The organism is Pseudoalteromonas sp. bablab_jr011, assembly GCF_016464045.1.
In the GTDB taxonomy this organism is placed as follows: Bacteria; Pseudomonadota; Gammaproteobacteria; order Enterobacterales; family Alteromonadaceae; genus Pseudoalteromonas; species Pseudoalteromonas lipolytica.
The window spans coordinates 136,368-154,104 of record NZ_JACDWU010000285.1; the positions used below are offsets into that span (position 1 = coordinate 136,368).

At 40.5% G+C, this 17,737-nt stretch carries 14 protein-coding genes; 6 read left to right on the top strand and 8 right to left on the bottom strand.

All coding sequences use genetic code 11. From position 1 onward, the window contains the following. Window positions 1-467 precede the first annotated feature (467 nt). Window positions 468-3,395, top strand: coding sequence for a TonB-dependent receptor (locus JIG41_RS17475; RefSeq protein ID WP_075594427.1), 2,928 nt, complete (start codon window positions 468-470; stop codon window positions 3,393-3,395). Between the two features lie 422 nt (window positions 3,396-3,817). On the opposite strand, the gene mrcB is transcribed toward JIG41_RS17475, so the two are convergent. The 5 genes from mrcB to JIG41_RS17500 all read right to left on the bottom strand — a co-directional run bounded on the left by mrcB (window position 3,818) and on the right by JIG41_RS17500 (window position 9,552). Next, window positions 3,818-6,142 (bottom strand): penicillin-binding protein 1B, encoded by a 2,325-nt coding sequence (gene mrcB, locus JIG41_RS17480; RefSeq protein WP_075594426.1) that lies wholly within the window; start codon window positions 6,140-6,142, stop codon window positions 3,818-3,820. A gap of 94 nt (window positions 6,143-6,236) precedes the next feature. Continuing rightward, on the bottom strand, window positions 6,237-6,398 hold the full coding sequence (locus JIG41_RS17485) for a YqaE/Pmp3 family membrane protein (protein ID WP_074989046.1): 162 nt from the start codon (window positions 6,396-6,398) through the stop codon (window positions 6,237-6,239). A gap of 165 nt (window positions 6,399-6,563) precedes the next feature. Then, window positions 6,564-7,793, bottom strand: a complete 1,230-nt coding sequence (locus JIG41_RS17490) for an ammonium transporter (protein WP_036966432.1) — start codon at window positions 7,791-7,793, stop codon at window positions 6,564-6,566. A 9-nt stretch (window positions 7,794-7,802) separates the two neighbouring features. Then, entirely contained in the window at window positions 7,803-8,141 is a 339-nt protein-coding gene (locus tag JIG41_RS17495) for a P-II family nitrogen regulator (RefSeq protein WP_036966429.1), read from the bottom strand. Window positions 8,142-8,313: 172 nt separating this feature from the next. Next, the gene (locus tag JIG41_RS17500) at window positions 8,314-9,552 is read right to left on the bottom strand and encodes a diguanylate cyclase domain-containing protein (RefSeq protein WP_199525167.1); all 1,239 of its coding nucleotides are present in this window, start codon (window positions 9,550-9,552) and stop codon (window positions 8,314-8,316) included. A gap of 243 nt (window positions 9,553-9,795) precedes the next feature. On the opposite strand from JIG41_RS17500, the gene JIG41_RS17505 reads away from it, so the two are divergent. From JIG41_RS17505 to serA, 5 genes are all read left to right on the top strand, one after another. Continuing rightward, the gene (locus JIG41_RS17505) at window positions 9,796-11,313 is read left to right on the top strand and encodes a S10 family peptidase (RefSeq protein ID WP_036966423.1); all 1,518 of its coding nucleotides are present in this window, start codon (window positions 9,796-9,798) and stop codon (window positions 11,311-11,313) included. 117 nt (window positions 11,314-11,430) lie between these two features. Next, window positions 11,431-11,982 carry a hypothetical protein gene (locus JIG41_RS17510; RefSeq protein ID WP_074989047.1) on the top strand — a complete coding sequence of 184 codons (552 nt, stop codon included), beginning with the start codon at window positions 11,431-11,433 and terminating at the stop codon, window positions 11,980-11,982. 13 nt (window positions 11,983-11,995) lie between these two features. After that, window positions 11,996-12,592 (top strand): 5-formyltetrahydrofolate cyclo-ligase, encoded by a 597-nt coding sequence (locus JIG41_RS17515; RefSeq protein WP_182395352.1) that lies wholly within the window; start codon window positions 11,996-11,998, stop codon window positions 12,590-12,592. 67 nt (window positions 12,593-12,659) lie between these two features. Further along, complete coding sequence (gene rpiA / locus JIG41_RS17520; RefSeq protein WP_065978661.1) at window positions 12,660-13,313, top strand: ribose-5-phosphate isomerase RpiA; 654 nt, start codon at window positions 12,660-12,662, stop codon at window positions 13,311-13,313. 14 nt (window positions 13,314-13,327) lie between these two features. Next, window positions 13,328-14,557, top strand: a complete 1,230-nt coding sequence (gene serA, locus JIG41_RS17525) for a phosphoglycerate dehydrogenase (RefSeq protein WP_065978662.1) — start codon at window positions 13,328-13,330, stop codon at window positions 14,555-14,557. A gap of 457 nt (window positions 14,558-15,014) precedes the next feature. Here serA and JIG41_RS17530 read toward each other — a convergent pair whose 3' ends face one another. The 3 genes from JIG41_RS17530 to JIG41_RS17540 form a co-directional block, all read right to left on the bottom strand. Beyond that, on the bottom strand, window positions 15,015-16,145 hold the full coding sequence (locus JIG41_RS17530) for an alpha/beta hydrolase (RefSeq protein ID WP_118844581.1): 1,131 nt from the start codon (window positions 16,143-16,145) through the stop codon (window positions 15,015-15,017). Window positions 16,146-16,932: 787 nt separating this feature from the next. Continuing rightward, entirely contained in the window at window positions 16,933-17,103 is a 171-nt protein-coding gene (locus tag JIG41_RS17535; RefSeq protein ID WP_199525168.1) for a hypothetical protein, read from the bottom strand. 77 nt (window positions 17,104-17,180) lie between these two features. After that, window positions 17,181-17,579, bottom strand: coding sequence for a hypothetical protein (locus JIG41_RS17540; RefSeq protein WP_118844582.1), 399 nt, complete (start codon window positions 17,577-17,579; stop codon window positions 17,181-17,183). Window positions 17,580-17,737: the final 158 nt, after the last annotated feature.

The window sequence follows — 17,737 nt, forward strand, 5'->3', positions numbered from 1 at the left end:
ATCTCTTTTGTCACATCATGATCCGCTTAATAATCAGATAAGCAATACAAAAAAATCAGATAAAAACACATTATAAATTACAAATAAAACATATTTTATACATAAAAACCTTCTCCTTCCCGATTGTTATCTTTATAAAAGAATCTACTCGCAAACTTGAACCTAAAACCTTACTTTAAAATAACTTAAAGTATAATTAAGAAAAAATTAAAGCAATTACATATAGTTACATATGTTTATTTTATGTGTAAATAAACATTATAAATAAAAATTAGATCGTTCCAAGGCGTTTTTTTGTTGGTTTATCGTATTTATAATATAAAAGATTGATCTGTATGTTCCCGCCATGTTACCAATTTGTTTCACCCTTTTATTTAAAGTGAAAAACACAAATAAAAAAATACAAGGCGTGAAAGTTATTAACAAATAACAACAATTTACAATTAAATTTTCACAGGGAAATCTCAATGAAAAACAACTTTTCAAAAACATTTAAGCGTTCGTTCACGGCTGCAGCCGTTGCGATGACCTTAAGTGCAGCTATGCCTGCTATGGCTGATAATGTTAATGGGGCAATAAAAGGTAATATTACAACTCAATCAGGTGTTTCTTTAGCTGGCGCAACAATTACTATTAGTGATAAAAGCAAAGGTTATGAAAAAACACTTACTGCAGATGCAAATGGCCAGTTTAACCTTAACCAAGTACCTGTTGGTAAATATGATGTAGTGGTGTCACAAGCTGGGTTTGAAAAAGCACAGATAAATGATGTAATCATCGGTGTAGGTAAAACAGCCCTTCTCGAAATTCCATTAGTCGAAGGTAATATTGAACGTATCGCCGTTGTAGGTGGTGCAGTTCGTGCCGTTGATGTTTCTGTTACTGAATCATCATTAAACATTAGCTCAGAAGAACTTGAATTATTACCAGTTGCTCGCTCATTAACATCGGTTGCTTTACTAGCGCCAGGTGCAACTGAAGGTGATAGTCGCTTTGGTGATCAAGCATCATTTGGTGGCTCATCTGTCGCCGAAAATGCTTATTACGTAAATGGCTTGAACATGACTAACTTTCGTAATGGCTTAGGCGGTGCAACCATCCCATTCTCAGCCTACGATAGTTTTCAGATAAAAACTGGCGGCTATTCTTCTGAATTTGGTCGAACAACGGGTGGCTTAATCTCTGCAGTTACAAAATCAGGTACTAATGACTTTCACTTTGGTGTTGAATCAATTTATTCGCCTGATTCATTAAGAGAACAAGCACCAAATTCGGTTTACTTACAAAATGAGCGTTGTGAGGATGCTGATGGCCACTGTATCGGTGACTTATTTGTTAACAACCAAGATGACTATGCAAACTCATTTGAAACAAATATTTATGCATCAGGTGCCTTGATTGAAGATACACTTTTCTTCTATGGTATTTATACATTCCGTGATAATGAAACAGAGTACGGTAACGCTTCTCAAACCTCTCTAACAAAAGAGAAAGATGATGACCCTTATTATCTAGCGCGTATTGACTGGAACATTAATGAGGATCATCAATTAATGCTCTGGGGATTTAGTGATGAACGCACATACTCAGAAAGCACAATCGAAGATCCTAATGGCACTGGTAACTACACTTTAGACGGCGGTACAGCTTATCACAAGCGCGGTGGTGAAAGTTTTGCAGTACGTTATACAGGTAACTTGACTGATGACTTAAGCATGTCTGCAATGTACGGTGAAGTTAAATTTTCAGAAACTGATTATTCAGATTTTGATGACTGCCCTACTGGCTATGATGCAGACTTAGGTGTTGATACTACTTGTTATGTAAACTTCACTGTTGGTGCTAACGAAGATAAGCGCGAGCAATTGCGCGTCGACTTTGATTGGTACTTAAATGATGAGCATACGCTAAGATTTGGTTATGACTCAGAAACCAATTCATCGAATGCAACGACAATCAACTCAGGCGGTATTTACTACTACTACAGAACATACGAAGAAGGTGCTCGTCTCCCAAATGGTTATGTTCTTACTGAGGATATGAAGACAACCCGCGTACGTAATTATAGTAATGGCGGTGAATTTGAAGTTGAAAACTGGGCTATTTACCTTGAAGATCAATGGGCCGTTACTGAAAACTTAACGCTTACCTTAGGGCTTCGTAATGACAGCTTCACAAACTATAATGCTGATGGTGACGAGTTTGTTTCTATTGATAACCAAATTGCACCAAGATTAGGTGCATCTTGGGATATCAACGGTGATGGTGACAGTAAGTTATTTATTACTGCTGGACGTTATTATTTACCTGTTGCAGCAAACACGAACATTCGTTTAGCTGGCGCAGAAACCTATATTCAAACTTGGTATGAATATGAAGGTTTAAATGCTGACGGTACTCCAATTGGTCTAAGTAACCAGTTAGGTGAACCTGCGATTTCAAACGGGGGTGATGGTACTGCAAAACCATCAAATACCTTAGCAGATAAAGATCTTGAGCCAATGTACAATGATGAAATTATTGTAGGTTATCAAGCGGCTATAAATGATGACTGGTCTTGGAGCATCAAAGGGACATACCGCACACTTGGCAATCAAATTGATGATGGCTCATATATCTTCACTGATGAAGATGGTGAAAAACTTGGTGAAAATTGGTTCTTATTTAACCCAGGAAATGGTGCAACATTTAACTTTGACCTAGATGGTGATGGAGTAACTGAAGAATACAGTTTCACCGCCGAAGAGCTAGGTTATCCTGAAGCTAAACGTCGATACGCTGCCGTTGACCTATCTATTGAGAAAAGCTGGGACAGTGTTTGGTCTTTAAAAGCACTATACACTTGGTCACATAACTACGGTAACACTGAAGGTTTTGTTAAATCTGATAATGGTCAAGATGATGCTGGTTTAACACAAGATTGGGATTACCCTTACCTTATGGATGGTGCTAACGGTAACTTACCTGCAGACCGTCGTCACAATATTAAAGTTTACGGTGCATTCGCAGTTACTGAAGACTTCTTAGTAGGCGCAAACTTAAATGTTTCTTCTGGTCGCCCTTGGACAGCATTAGGTGCGGGCTATACACCAAACCCAGACTTATATGATTATGGCGATACCTATTATGTAGGTGATAAACGCTACCCTCGCGGCAGCATGGGAACAACTCCCTGGACAGCTCGATTAGATCTTAACTTTACGTACAACTTGCATTTCAATGACCAAAAAGTGCGCTTCGCATTAGATATTTTCAATGTATTTGATGCAGCTACAGCAACTCGTTACGACGAAGTCGCTGAAATAGCGGCTGGTGATGACAGTGCAACATTCGGTCTACCGCAAAGTTATCAATCTCCTCGTCGAGTCCAAATATCTGCTTCTTACGACTTTTAACCTCAGTTAATTGAACAAGATAAGTAGATAACCTAAAAGCCTCTCAATGAGGCTTTTATTTCATTTTTAATGTTTTAAGTGACTCTGTATTCAATAAAAATATGATTTTCCCTCTCTATTATGAGTATGAATTAACTACTCTATATAGTTTTAAGCTAGTACTTTTACAAAGAGGCTGGTGATAAGCGTATCTAAGTTTAACTATTTAACTCTATTAAACTTTTCTCTACTTCAAATTACTCGTCTTTAAAAACTAATTTAGGTAAAACAGCATTCATACGAAACTCTTAAAACTCTGCAAGTACTCTTTAAAATGCTGTATACCAATTTGCTTAATTAAAAGAGCTATTTTAAGCCAAGTTCCAGTAATTAGTTACTCTTGGCAGTTGCTCTGCCTCCATTTAGCCACCAATGAAAAACTTTTAACGCTGGCAGTTCGGCCGTGGTTCAAACTCACTGGCGCGAATTGGTAACTGCACTACTTTGCCGCAGCCTGGCGGTGCTTGTAGTCCGGTTTCTTCATTAATGAATGCCCAGCGAACTGATGCTGGACGCGTGTCAGCTATCGCTTCAGGATTGAGCGGTTTAAGATAACGAATATAGGCTTCAAGTGCGCCAACACTGCCCGTTAACCCCGTGCTCTTGTTATCATCGCGACCAATCCATGCCACCGTCACTGTATTTTGATCGAAGCCTGCAAACCAGCTATCACGTAAATCGTTACTTGTACCCGTTTTACCAGCCAGTTGAATAGATGGAAAGTGGGCATTCAAACGTTTAGCAGTGCCATCTTTTGTTACCCGCTTCATGGCATATTTTGTCATGTATACAGAGGCATCATCAAAACGCTTCTGCGATTCAACATCATGTTTATAAAGTACTTTACCAACCGAGTCTGTTAACGCTGAGATAGACGTAAGCTCACGATATTGCCCATCTGCCGCAAGCGTTGTGTAAAGCTGAGCCACTTCAAAACTTGAAAGCTCTAACGCCCCTAATAACAGTGACGGGTATTGTTCGATACGTTCATCAACGCCTAAGCGCTTCAGTGTATCAGCCACTTTATCAACACCTACATCTAACCCCGTATTGACCGCTGGGATATTTACACTGTTACTAAACGCTTTATAGAGTGGCATTGGGCCTCGGAATTGCTTATCGAAGTTTTCAGGCTGCCACACTTTTCCTTGTTCATTTGTTACTTGTAGTGGTGAATCATCCACTAAAGTTGCTACATTAAATTTTCCGCTTTCAAAGGCCGTTAAATAAACGGCGGGTTTCACTAACGAGCCAATATTACGTTTTGTATCAAGTACACGGTTAAAGCCAAAGTAACGCACATCTCGGCCTGCTACGAGTGCCGATACTCCCCCTTTCTCAACATTTACAGAGATCATGGCAGCTTCAAGTTCTTCTGTTTTAGGGCGTTTTTCTAAGTAAGGCAGACTTGCTTCTATCGACTCTTCCATCGCCGTTTGTTTTTGAAGGTCAAAATAGGTAAAAACTCGCACACCCGCATCTAATACCTGTTGATCGGGCAGTAATCGTTTTAGTTCACGATTAACCAGTTCTAAATAACCTGGATACGACTTTTGCAGGCTGTCTTTCATAGGTGCAATGTCGATTGGACGCTTTAAAGCGGCGCGATATTCACGCGTATCAATGAGTTTGTTCTCCACCATTAAGCGCAATACTAAATCTCGTCTTTCCATGGCGCGTTCACTGTAACGACGAGGGTTGTAATACGATGGGCCTTTTACCATGGCAACAAGTAGCGCTATTTGGTCGTACTCAAGTTCATCGACAGGCTTTGAAAAATAAAAATCAGCGGCAAGCCCCATACCGTGTACACCTTGGTTATAAGACTGACCTAAGTAGACTTCGTTTAAATACGCTTCGAGAATTTCATCTTTGCTGTAACGGTAATCTAAAATCAGTGCTATTAATGCTTCATTAAATTTACGCACTAATGAACGCTCACGCGTTAAATATATATTTTTTGCTAATTGCTGAGTCAGCGTACTGCCACCCTGCACGGTTCTACCCGCTTTAATATTACTGTATAAAGCGCGCATTATTGACCAAACAGACACACCGTGATGTTGATAAAAATTACGATCTTCGACCACCAGCAGCGTGTCTTTTAACATCGCAGGAAACTTATCTAGCGGGACAAATTCACGGTCTTGTTTTGAGTCGTTACCAATGCGCGCAATTTGCACCGGCTCTAGGCGCGCGGTGTTTAAACGACGACCGAATTTATCTTTAATGGTTGCTAACTTTTGCCCAGAAAAACGCAGCTCAATAACATGAGCCTCTTCAAGGCCATCGTAAAACTCAAATTCACGGCGATATACTTTAATGGTGTTAGCAGATTTTACATACTGACCTGTACGACTTAGTTTATTTACTGACGAATAATTTAAACGATTTAACTCCCAAACAACCTCTTGTTGAGACAAGAACTGTCCTGGGTAAAAGCTCATTGCGCGCGCATAGACTTGGGCGGGAAGTTGCCATTTGTTGCCTTCAAACTGACGGGTAATTTTGGCATCTAAATAAATAAGATAAAGCACCATGGTAATGACCACAGCCAACGAAAGCTTCCAAAAAATTGACCACATTTTTCGAAGCACACGTACTTTAGTTGTCGGTTGAGATGCGTTTGAACGCTTTGCAGTTGAACGTTTCGTTGCCGTCGTTTTTTTACCTGACGACTTTTTTGCAGGAGTTTTTTTATCAGCCATTGAGTTCGCTATTGGTCAGTTAATTTTACAGGGTTATATTTTGCATAACAGCGCAATACTAACACCTGCAAAATTAACAGTCACTTAAACTCGGTTAGCGTGTACACAACCAAAGTGAGTGAATGACAGCGGGGATGAAAAAGATAAAACACAAAATAATATTGATGATTAAATCTTTACCTACGCCCGCTTTCAAAAATACCGCAACAGGCGGTAAAAATAACGATAAAATGATTAGTAACAGTTTGTTATCCATGTTTTTCCCTTTTTAGTTAAGTGTTATCAGCATAGTCAATAAAACCGCCTCTCGCCTATAAGAAAACACTTATTTTTAACACAAAAAAGCTCTACCAATAGTAGAGCTTTGATTTGAACACACAATGATATTATTTAGCGTGTGCGCTGGGCACACGCATTAAAATTAGTTACTGCGAACTGATACAAACTCAGGGTAAGCATCAATACCACAGTCATGTTGATCCATACCGCTTAGTTCTTCTTCTTCGGTAACACGGATACCCATGGTATTTTTCAGAATTGCCCATACAATTGATGACGTAATGAACACAAAACCTAAGATACACACTAAACCAATTAACTGATTAACAAAGGTTGCATCTGAGTTTGATAATGGCACTAACATGATACCTAATGCACCACACACACCATGAACTGAGATAGCGCCAACTGGGTCATCAATTTTCGCTTTATCAAGTGCAACAATGCTAAACACCACAAGTGAGCCACCTAATAAACCAAGTAAACATGCTAGCAATGGAGAAGGTGACGCTGGCTCAGCTGTAATCGTTACAAGACCTGCTAATGCACCATTTAGCACCATTGTTAAATCGGCTTTACCCCATAACACTTTACAGACAACCAATGCGGCAATTGCACCACAGGCAGCGGCAGCATTTGTATTAAGGAAAATTTTACCTACAGCGGTGGCGTTTTCAGCATCAGAGATCAGCAGTTGTGAACCACCGTTAAAACCAAACCAACCCATCCACAGAATTAATGTACCCAGTGTTGCCAGTGGTAGGTTTGAACCTGGAATTGGGTAAATTTCACCGTTTTTACCGTATTTACCTTTACGAGCGCCTAAGAAAAGAACCCCTGCTAATGCTGCTGCAGCGCCTGCACCATGTACAATGGCCGAACCTGCGAAATCAACAAAGCCCATTTCTGATAAGAACCCGGCACCCCATGTCCAATAACCTTCAATTGGGTAGATAAAACCAGTTAAAATAACCGCGAAGATTAAGAATGCCCATAGCTTCATACGCTCAGCTACGGCACCCGATACAATAGACATCGCCGTTGCAACAAATACCACTTGGAAGAAAAAATCAGACTCTAAAGAGTGATTAGCATCTGACGCTTGCGTGCCAATTAAAGCACCAAACGAAGGAACAAAACCCCCTTCTGCGTTATCAACATACATAATGTTGTAACCCACCAGTAAGAACATAGTGCAAGCAATAGAGAACAGTGCAACGTTTTTAGTTAGTATTTCTGTTGTATTTTTTGCACGAACTAAACCTGCTTCTAACATGGCAAAACCAGCTGCCATCCACATGACTAATACACCCGACATTAAAAAGTAAAATGTGTCGAGCGAGAACTTCAACTCTACTATCGTGTTTTCCATAAATCCCCCTTAAATTGCTTCTTCGTCTAGTTCGCCCGTTCGGATACGAACAATTTGGTCTAGGTCGTAAACGAAAATTTTGCCGTCACCGATTTTGCCTGTTGAAGCAATTTTTGTGATGGTATCAACGACGCGTTGACAATTTTCGCTACGCGTTGCAATTTCAAGTTTGATCTTTGGAATAAAATCGACTTGGTATTCAGCTCCACGATATAGTTCAGTATGACCACGTTGACGGCCAAAGCCTTTAACGTCGACAACTGTCATCCCCTCAATGCCTAAATCAGCCAACGCTTCACGTACATCATCAAGTTTGAATGGCTTTATTATTGCACTAATCATTTTCATAGTGGCCCCCTTCGGACGCTTATTGTTATCCTGTTGGTTTATGTAATCCAACCTTTGTGCCACTATTTTTTATTAATTAATTTCAATAAGTTAAGAGACAACCACGACGTTCAAACAAAAAAAATGCACCCTCATGGTGCATTTTTTTAACAATTTACCAGCACTGGTGCACTTAATTGGACTGTAAGCTAACCACGCAATTACGTTGTTGCTGTTTTGCCTGATATAACGCTTTATCTGCTAAGCGCATAGCACCAGTCAGTGATACTTTAGAAAATGGCGTAATCCCTATACTCATGGTTAATGAATAAGGCTCGCCATTGATAGAAAACGCGTGCTCGGCCAGTTGCTCTCTAAAGGTATTCAACCTCAGCTCTGCTTTTTCAAGCCCCATATTGTCCAGCACAACCGCAAATTCTTCGCCGCCAATACGTGCAATCGTAAAGTCATCAAATTTTGTTTTTAAGAATGAAGTGACCTGTTTTAATGCTTGATCGCCCGCCTCATGACCAAACTGATCATTAATATTTTTGAAAAAGTCGATGTCTAATAAGGCAAGCACATTGTCTTGCTCAACATGTTTCAGTACTTTTTCTGCATATTGATAAAAATAACGACGATTATACAAACCCGTTAAGTGATCTCGGTATGCGCTTTCTTTTATGTCGGCAATTAAAGCGAGTTGCTCCATGGTTTGCATAACACGGCAATGGAACTCTTCGTTCATAAAAGGTTTTGTTAAGAAGTCATTTGCACCATATTTGATAAAGCGTGCAGATAAGCCGTGTTTGCCCGCCCCCGATAACCCAATAATGGCTAAATCATCACGGCCTCTAAAATTACGTACCGCTTTAACAAGCTCAAAACCGTCCATTGTTGGCATGGCATAATCTGTGAGCAACAATTTAATTTCAGGATCGTCTTTGAGCATTTGCAATGCTTGTTCACCGTCGTGGGCATCACTTACTTCAAACAACTGTTTTTCGAGCATTTGTTTCATTAACGTGCGGCTAAGTACAGAGTCATCAGCAACCAACACCTTACAACCATGATTACGCAGTAACTGCGCAACGAGTTTAATAGCGTAGTGATAAGAGTCTCTATTATCTTTCACAACGTAATCAACCACACCCAGCTCTAACATTTGTTGGCGAATGTATTCGTCAATCTTTGAGGTTAAAACCACTGTTGGGATATTTTTTGATAGTGTGTATTTAGCCACCTCACCATTCATCGCGTCGGGCAAGGTTAAATCGACCAGCGCCAAGGTATATTCATGCTTAGCAATTAAGGAAATGCCTTCTTTTAGAGACCACGCAAAGTCGACATCCACATCTAAATAGTGGGCAGCCAAGTGACGTAACACCTGCTGAACTACTTTACTGTCTTCAACCACTAACACTCTTTGCATCGCAACTTCTCTTTTATAAGCATGTATTACAAATCATAAAACTTGCTAAATATACGTTATTTTTCAATTTAGCTAAATATTTAACCAAACTATCTTTAATAAAAAAACGCGGTTTTTGGTATTTTCTCAGCCATTCTCACTATTTCTCTGTTTAACGACTAATATTGGTGACTAGTCTCAATAGTTTGTCATCGCGCGCGCTTTTCTTTTTAATGACTGCAATTCGAATAATAAGGAATCAACATGAAACTCGTTAGTTTTATTGGTTTGTCTGTGACCGCCCTAACATTGACCTTTAGTACGCCTAGTTTTGCTGAGAACGAACGTCGTATCGACGTAGACAGCAATGTCGTGACTGAACACAAAGCACGTATAAACGGTGAGCGCTTCTCTTACACTGCAACCACTGGGACCCAGCCTGTTTGGGATGAACAAGGAAATGCCGTCGCCACGTTACAATACACCTATTATCAGCGCGATAAAGTAGACGATCGTACAAAGCGCCCGCTGGTGTTTTCGTTTAATGGTGGACCGGGCTCTGCGTCAGTGTGGATGCACCTTGCTTATACTGGACCACGCGTATTAAAAATTGATGACGAAGGTTACCCTGTGCAACCTTATGGCGTTAAAGATAACCCATATTCAATTTTAGATGTTGCAGATATTGTTTACATCAATCCCGTGAATACAGGGTACTCTCGCGTATTAGAGAACGAAAAAGGCGAACTACCAAGTAAATCTGATCAACAAAAAATGTTCTTTGGTGTTAATGCCGACATAAAATACTTAGCGGAGTGGTTAAACACCTTTGTATCGCGCAATGAACGCTGGCGCTCACCCAAATTCTTAATTGGTGAAAGCTATGGTACAACCCGTGTTTCAGGCCTAGCTCACGAACTACAAAACCGTCAATGGATGTATATCAACGGCGTTATTTTAGTCTCACCAACTGAAATTGGCATTAAGCGCGAAGGCCCTGTAGAAGCCGCTAATCGCTTACCTTACTTTGCAGCAACCGCGTGGTATCACAAAGCTTTAAGTGCTGATTTACAAGCTAAAGACTTAGATGAGCTACTACCAGAAGTTGAAGACTTCACGGTAAATAAGTTCCTTCCAGCGATTGCTAAAGGGGGCTTTTTAGCGGCTGATGAAAAACGCGCTATTATCAAGCAAGCAGCTAAATATGCTGGCTTATCAGAGAAATTTGTTGAGCAAAACAACCTTGATATTCCAACTGATTTTTTCTGGAAAGAGCTGCTACGTGACCGCGGTCAAACGGTGGGTCGTTTAGATTCACGCTACTTAGGTATTGATAAACGCGATGCGGGTGAATCACCAGACTACTGGGCAGAGCTCACGTCATGGTTACACTCATTCACACCCGCAATTAACTACTACCTACGTGAAGAGTTAAATTACAAAACTGATATCAAATACAACTTATTTGGTAATGTTCACCCTTGGGACCGCTCAGGTAATAACACTGGCGAAAACCTGCGTTTAGCAATGGCACAAAACCCGTACCTGAATGTCATGATCCAATCTGGTTACTATGATGGTGCAACAAACTACTTTGACGCTAAATACACAATGTGGCAGTTAGATCCAAGTGGCAAAATGAAAGATCGCTTAAGCTTTAAAGGCTACCGCAGTGGTCACATGATGTATTTACGTCATGCCGACCTTGAATCATCAAACAATGACTTACGTGAATTTATTTTGAAATCGCTGCCAGCAGAAGGCAAAGCCGCCAAATATTAATCACGCAAAGTAAATTGCAAAAAGAAAAAAGCCCGTTTTTACGGGCTTTTGTTTATCCATTGATCTATTTAGGTTTATACTTTCAGCCATACACTCTAGAGATTTGGAAATCACAGCATGGCAGAAAAATTTCGTGTGATGTTTGCCGGGCTTGAATCAGGCATAGATCAAACACAAGCGACTGAGCAACTTGCCGCAAAATTAAAAACCAGCACAGACAAAGTTGCAGGGCTTTTTGAGCACAAACCTTTGTTTGCTCCGAGCGATCAAGAAAAAGCACTTAAGCAAGCTAAACTACTGGCCAGTGTTGGCATAAAAGCTAAATTACAACCAGTTAGTCAGCAGCCTGCGAGTATTGGCCTTGACGCAAAGCAACGTGATGAGCGTATTTTTGATGCGCTTGACTACATAACCAGTAGTCTTATTCGCTTAGAAGAAAAGCTAGACGACCTTGAACAACGGCTCCCTGAACTTGAAAACAGCAGTGAACTAAGCAGCACCGATAACTGGCAAGAAAAAGATTTGCTTGATGAAGAAGCATATTGCGAACCTGTTAAAAAGCGTTCAAACACCCTGCTCTATTCATTGATTGCCATGGTGGTTGTGTTGTTAATTGCGCTGGGTATTGTGGAACTGTTTCCTGACCTATTCTCATTTTTAGAAAGTTAATATACCTATTGACATGAGCAACATACGAGCAGAAATAAGACAATCTATTCGCAAAAAGCGTAATTCTCTTAGCAAAGAGCAACAAAAAAATGCAGCAATTGCGCTGAAAATGAATTTTACTCAACACCTAAAATCATTAAATACATCCCAAAACCCCCGTATAGGCATTTATTTTAGCAATGATGGAGAACTAGATACCTCATTGTTAATTAAAGAGTTATGGCACAAAAAAGCGCCCCTTTACTTGCCTATAATCCACCCGTTTAATGGCACTACTTTGTACTTTCAAAGGTATGAAGAAAATTCACCCATGACTGCAAATCGCTATGGTATCTTGGAGCCCAAGTTGAATTGCAGTCAAATATGTCCTTTAGACAAGCTTGATATTTTATTAATGCCACTCGTGGCATTTGATGATCAAGGTAACCGTTTAGGTATGGGCGGTGGGTTTTATGACAAAACATTAGCACGATACTACCAAGAGAACTGGCAAAAGCCGATATTAATCGGTCTGGCGCATCAATGTCAGCATGTGCCTTCTTTACCAATAGAATCTTGGGATGTTCCGCTAAAACACATCATCACCCCAGAGAAAATCTACCAATGGTAGCACTTCTCTCTGTATACTATGAACACTTGAATAAGTATCTCTCTGACAGCCAACTGAGCACATAATTATGACGCAAGATGAATTAAAAAAAGCCGCTGCCTGGGCAGCACTCGAATTTGTAAAAGAAAACACCATTGTTGGTGTTGGCACAGGTTCAACAGTAAATCATTTTATTGATGCACTAGACACGGTAAAAGACACCCTTGTGGGTGCTGTTTCAAGTTCAGAAGCTTCAACTGAAAAGTTAAAAGCACTTGGTATTGAAGTATTTGAGCTTAATGATGTGCAAAGCCTTGATGTTTATGTTGATGGCGCTGATGAAATCAACCCACACAACGAAATGATTAAAGGCGGTGGCGCAGCGCTAACACGCGAGAAAATAGTCTCTGCGGTAGCAAAACAATTTGTATGTATTGTTGATGAATCAAAAGAAGTTGAGACATTAGGGGCATTCCCACTGCCAGTTGAAGTAATCCCAATGGCTCGCAGCTACGTTGCTCGTGAACTCGTAAAACTTGGGGGTGATCCAGTGTACCGCCAAGGTGTAGTGACAGACAACGGCAACATCATTTTAGATGTGCATAACCTTGATATCAGCAATGCCAAAGAATTAGAGCTAACAATCAATCAGATTGTTGGGGTAGTCACAAACGGCTTGTTTGCCCATCGCGGTGCAGACAAAGTTATTATCGGCACCAAAAATGGGCCGCAAATCAAGTAAATAGGAATGAGGATATGAGTAAGGTATCGTTAGCAAAAGACAAAATTAAAATTCTCTTGCTGGAAGGCGTGCACCAAAGTGCTGTAGAAACGCTAAAGCGTAATGGTTACAGTAACATTGACTACGTGAAAACGTCCTTACCTGAAGACGAGCTCATTGAGCGCATTAAAGATGTGCACTTTGTTGGCCTTCGTTCTCGTACTCATATTAATCAAGCGGTATTAGAAGCAGCTGAAAAGCTTGTTGCAGTAGGCTGCTTCTGTATCGGTACAAACCAAGTTGATTTGCAAGCTGCACGTGAGCGTGGTATTGCAGTATTCAACGCACCATTCTCAAACACGCGCTCTGTTGCAGAGTTAGTGCTTGGTGAAATCTTATTACTACTTCGTGGTATTCCACAGCGTAACGCCCTCGCTCATCGCGGTGGTTGGTTAAAATCAGCCAACGGTTCATTTGAAGCCCGTGGTAAAACGTTAGGTATTGTTGGTTACGGCCACATTGGTACACAACTCGGTATCATGGCTGAAAACATCGGTATGAACGTAGAGTTCTTTGATATCGAAGACAAACTATCGCTTGGTAATGCGACACAAGTACATAACCTTACCCAGTTATTGCAACGTGCCGATGTAATTAGCTTACACGTACCAGAAACGCCGCAAACTAAAAATCTAATTGGCATGGCTGAGCTTGAAGTCATGAAGCAAGGCGCGATTTTAATCAATGCCTCACGCGGTACAGTGGTTGATATTGATGCGCTTGCAGAAGCACTGCGCGAGAAAAAGCTAAGCGGTGCTGCCATCGACGTATTCCCTGTTGAACCAAAATCGAATGACGAAGAATTTGTTTCACCTCTGCGTGGTTTTGATAACGTTATTTTGACCCCACACATTGGTGGCTCAACGCAAGAAGCACAAGAGAACATTGGTATTGAAGTTGCGGGTAAACTTGCTAAATATTCAGATAATGGGTCAACAATTACAGCCGTGAACTTCCCTGAAGTATCACTGCCTGAACTCGCTAACCGCAGTCGCTTATTGCACGTACACCAAAATAGACCCGGCGTGTTAACGCAAATTAACCAAGCGTTTGCACAGCACGGTATCAATATCGCAGCACAGTACTTACAAACTGACGAAGCGATTGGTTACGTAGTAATTGATGTAGACACAGACCATTCAGAAGTCGCACTTAAAGAACTAAGTGCAGTTGAAGGTACAATCAGAGCTCGTATCTTACACTAATCGCTCACACAGTGAATAAGCAAAAAGCGCAACCAGTTTGACTGATTGCGCTTTTTTGATGTTGAGCTTAAGCCACCCGCTCTCAGTTGATTTTGCGTGCAGATAAGAGCGGAGCGAAACCCAGCAAAGTAAGCCTCGCTGTAAGCCTTAAGTTTTAAGCGCCAAGTCAAGAATAGCTCAGCGTAGGCGTAAATTTATTTCGCGCGAGACGGTTACTTATAAGTAACCAATACCAACCATTCTTGAGTAAACAGCAGATGGTATTTCAAGCCAATTTTGGACAAAAACACGTTAGAGACTAAGGACAGCTTTGTGCCAATTGTTGATAACTAAGCAACGCCTAAATTTAGCGTGAGAATTCTCTCAGCGGGTTAAAGTCACAACCAGCGCTATTTGCTTTGCTGGCGATAAGATTTAATTGTGAGCTGTATTACTTTACAGGCTACTTAATGACCATCTATTTTTTGCTTAGCTTCAAGTCCATATTTTGCGCCTTGATCTCAGCGATATAAATTGAATTATTGGCGATAGCCAGTTCCAGCGCACGCTCAGATGCAATTAACGCATCAAGAAAATTCTTATTCAAATTGTAAGCTGTTGCTAAACTATCCCACAGTATCTCAGAATTAGGAAAAGTCTCAGTACCTTTTTCCAAAATTTCAACGCCCCACGCTGGCTTACCCTCATACGTAGCTTTGAGCCCATAAACATTATACTGATGTGCCGATAAAGGAAATGCATAACCGAACTCTTTAGCTTTATCCTCATAAAACTTTATCAGGTTCGACAGGGGCATGATATCAATCTCAGGTACCGCATTCCAATGATAAAAAATAGCTTGTAACCCTTTTGCCATTCCTACTATGGGAGTGGTATCGTGTGTTTCATTGGGGAACCTTGCATAATTATAATAAAGCCCTGATTTTGATTTTTTTTCCAATGCCAATAACATGCGATCAAAAGCTTCGGGCATTTCATTCGGTTCACTTGCCATACTTAGAAACCATCGAAAAGTTTTTTCTCCACTGGTTAAGTGCTTCTTTTCAAAGTCAGTAACTATTATAGCTTTATCCCACCAAAGACTTGGGCTAATCGATATCGCAGCATTAAATTTCGTATTACCTTTAACAGCTAGGTAACTGGTATATAGACCTGAAAGTGAGTGGCCTGCGATAACATAATAAGGCGCAACTCTATATTGCTTATTAAGTTTGTTTAATAACTCTTCTTGTAGGAAACGCGTGAGTAAGTCAGCTTTACCTGCTCGACCGACAAATGCTTCAGGCTCAGTATGAGTAAAAAATGCTAATCTATTTTTTAGACTTACACCTACAACAATCATTTCCGGTATTGCAGCATAAGTGCTATAAAAATGCGCGCTAGCTGCCGCGTGATTGAATTGAGTGGCGCCATCTAATACAACCAGAACAGGGTATGAAAAGTTATCAGAATGTCGGTAAGTATCAGGTAACGATACCTGAACGGTAACGGCTTTCCCTAGGAACTCAGAATTTAGACTCAAACGGTCATACTGCGCAAGAGCTTGAGTAGAATTAAAAAAAAATAAAAAGATTAATATAAATCTCATTGTATACCTTTAAACTTAACGGCTTATTCAACACCATTTAGGTGGCTTATAATGTTATTAGTTAAAATTAGGAGCCATCTCACCAAAGCAGGAATAAGGTTAACTTTTTCAGTTTCCCCTTCACGCCCTGAGGCATTCGCCTAAACACGTCTATGGACAAAAGCAAGTTAGAGTATTTAGTCAGTAAAGCCGCATTAAGGTGTGAGCAACGCTACCACGAAACTTAACCATACCACCTTAAACACAAAACCCAACGATGGAATGAAAAATGCCAAGCGCTGGGAATCACTCTTAAATGCTTTGTTAGCCCTAGCTTGACGTAGCCGCTAATATCATTGAACCGATACTAGCTATGCTACCCGCATGCGGAAGTAAGCTTGTGAGACCATTTAGCATCGAACCTAGAATGGTTTTGTTAGGATTTGCTTGCTTAGATTGAACCTCTATTACATCTACAACCTCAAGAGCTTCATTGATGACACTAGATTCAACATCTTATGACCGAATTTCATCTCTTAGTTGTGCGAATAGAGATTCAAGGTCGGTATTTGCCTGAACACTCATATTTGTTGAGTTGTCGACGGAATGATTATTAACACGAGCATGAGGACCACTCACGTTTTATGTAATATTCTGCACAGATCTACTATTAGTTTCAGGTTTCTTTGCACCCAACTTTTCTACATAAGCGGCGAAATGTGAAAAAGTGCCTTGAACTAAAACATCCTCTACATCTGTAACTTCCCTGCGATCTCTAGCTCCTGTCTGAACAATAATGTGTCCAATCTCAATGTTTTGAGGCTCTAGAAATTGGAACACTACCTGACCCGTCCCTTTTCGAGTTCTTTAAAGCACGTTCAGTAAGCAAAGGAGAACCGTCTAAAGTTTCATCGCTATATACACTGACATCACTACCACGAATTCTAATAAAATTACCAGCTACTTTTGCCAAATTCATTTAATTCTCCTTTAGGGCTAACGCTTTAAACAGCGGAAAACGCGAGCGTAGCGAGTAGGTTTCCGCTGTTTAACTTGTTAGTTTTCAACTGCCGCTACCAATTTACCATCAATTGAAAGACTGCCATCGCGAATTAAGACATCTCCAAGCCACACTGAACCGTAAAATTTATTGTCCAAATACAGTTCTTTACTGTACCGACCAACAATTTCCAATTTATGCTGACTCGATTGTGTGCCAAATATTACGGTATGCCGTAAAGGTGAAGGTGACGTTTTGCCTACAGTCGAAATTGGCATAAGTTCCTCACTATAGGGTTCCATAATTTTGATGGTTAGCCCTGGGTGATTGACATTATATTCCACCCAATCACCAACTCGCTTACCTGTATCTGCGCCGGTAAATCCAATCAAGTTAGCACAACCTGATACAAAAAATACAACACCTAACATGCTCAATTTGAAAAACGTACTCATAAAATCCTCTAAAAAACTAACATTTTAGTATTTATGCGACACGCAGTTTGTGTTGCATAATCGCTTGTTGGACTGAGCCGCTACCTACTCGGTGTGTCAGAGTTGGTGTTGTTTATGCTATGGGAATTTGCTTTTTCTGGCCTAAGCGATATCAAGCC

Coding starts and splice junctions, on each gene's coding strand:
- serA (WP_065978662.1), top strand. CDS start 13,328: ATGAGTAAGGTATCGTTAGCAAAAGACAAAATTAAAATTCTCTTGCTG.
- JIG41_RS17535 (WP_199525168.1), bottom strand. CDS start 17,103: ATGAATTTGGCAAAAGTAGCTGGTAATTTTATTAGAATTCGTGGTAGT.
- JIG41_RS17495 (WP_036966429.1), bottom strand. CDS start 8,141: ATGAAAATGATTAGTGCAATAATAAAGCCATTCAAACTTGATGATGTA.
- JIG41_RS17500 (WP_199525167.1), bottom strand. CDS start 9,552: ATGCAAAGAGTGTTAGTGGTTGAAGACAGTAAAGTAGTTCAGCAGGTG.
- mrcB (WP_075594426.1), bottom strand. CDS start 6,142: ATGGCTGATAAAAAAACTCCTGCAAAAAAGTCGTCAGGTAAAAAAACG.
- JIG41_RS17540 (WP_118844582.1), bottom strand. CDS start 17,579: ATGAGTACGTTTTTCAAATTGAGCATGTTAGGTGTTGTATTTTTTGTA.
- JIG41_RS17490 (WP_036966432.1), bottom strand. CDS start 7,793: ATGGAAAACACGATAGTAGAGTTGAAGTTCTCGCTCGACACATTTTAC.
- JIG41_RS17475 (WP_075594427.1), top strand. CDS start 468: ATGAAAAACAACTTTTCAAAAACATTTAAGCGTTCGTTCACGGCTGCA.
- JIG41_RS17485 (WP_074989046.1), bottom strand. CDS start 6,398: ATGGATAACAAACTGTTACTAATCATTTTATCGTTATTTTTACCGCCT.
- rpiA (WP_065978661.1), top strand. CDS start 12,660: ATGACGCAAGATGAATTAAAAAAAGCCGCTGCCTGGGCAGCACTCGAA.
- JIG41_RS17515 (WP_182395352.1), top strand. CDS start 11,996: ATGAGCAACATACGAGCAGAAATAAGACAATCTATTCGCAAAAAGCGT.
- JIG41_RS17505 (WP_036966423.1), top strand. CDS start 9,796: ATGAAACTCGTTAGTTTTATTGGTTTGTCTGTGACCGCCCTAACATTG.
- JIG41_RS17530 (WP_118844581.1), bottom strand. CDS start 16,145: ATGAGATTTATATTAATCTTTTTATTTTTTTTTAATTCTACTCAAGCT.
- JIG41_RS17510 (WP_074989047.1), top strand. CDS start 11,431: ATGGCAGAAAAATTTCGTGTGATGTTTGCCGGGCTTGAATCAGGCATA.